Source organism: Xanthomonas sp. SHU 166, from assembly GCF_000364685.1.
In the GTDB taxonomy this organism is placed as follows: Bacteria; Pseudomonadota; Gammaproteobacteria; order Xanthomonadales; family Xanthomonadaceae; genus Xanthomonas_A; species Xanthomonas_A sontii.
On the sequence record NZ_AQOJ01000257.1, the window covers coordinates 1 to 809 of the forward strand.

An 809-nucleotide genomic window follows, 5' to 3' on the forward strand; every position below is an offset into this window, starting at 1 on the left:
GCCAGCGCGAGCACCGCCGCCAGCGCATAGGCGCCGCGTCCGCCGGGCAGGCCGCGGGCGCGGCGCAGGGTCGGGTAGACCAGGGCGACCAGCAGCGCCAGCACCGCCGGCATCATCAGCCGCGACACCAGCGGCCAGAACGCCAGGCCCGCATCCCAGTACGCCCAGGCCACGCTCAACACGAACGCCAGCGCGTACAGCCAGGCGCCGGCCGGGCGCCGCCGCAGCACCAGCAGCGCCGAGGCCACGCAGGCCGCGCCCATCGCCAGGAAGTAGAGGCTGCCGCCGAGGGTGGCCAGGCGGATGCCGCCGACCAGCAGCGCCAGTCCGATCAGCGCCAGCAGCAGGCCGACGCTCCACAGCAATATCCGGCCGCCGGCCGACACATCCGATTGGGTTTGCACGTTTTCGATCCTTTGCAGGGGAGACGCACGGCGTCCGCGGCCGGCCACGAGGGCAGCGAAGGCGGGCGTGCGCACGATGGCATGCCGCGGCGGGAAACGACGTCGGCAAGATGGGCGATTATCGCATTTGTGTTCGGTAATAGAACGAATGGCGCCGTCTGCCGGTGCGACGCTGTGTGCCGGTTTCCGACGTTTCTCCGACCTTGGTGAAGCCCGTACAACGCACTGTTACAGACATGGTGCGATGCGACACATCCGTGGAGTAGCGTTGCGCGTTTCTTCCCAGCCGCACTCCCCATGTCCGACCGTTTCCAGGCGCCTCGTCGTCCCGTTCGCTGTGCCGTATTGCTGGCCGTTGCCGTGGCCGGAGGCTGCTCCGGCGACAAGCCGGCGGCCGCGCCGCCG

1 pseudogene is annotated in these 809 nt (G+C 70.1%); it reads right to left on the reverse strand.

Annotation, left to right across the window (positions count from 1 at the left end):
* A pseudogene (locus tag D180_RS08380) lies at window positions 1-404 on the reverse strand (membrane-bound PQQ-dependent dehydrogenase, glucose/quinate/shikimate family); the annotation flags it as partial.
* Between the last annotated feature and the right edge of the window lie 405 nt (window positions 405-809).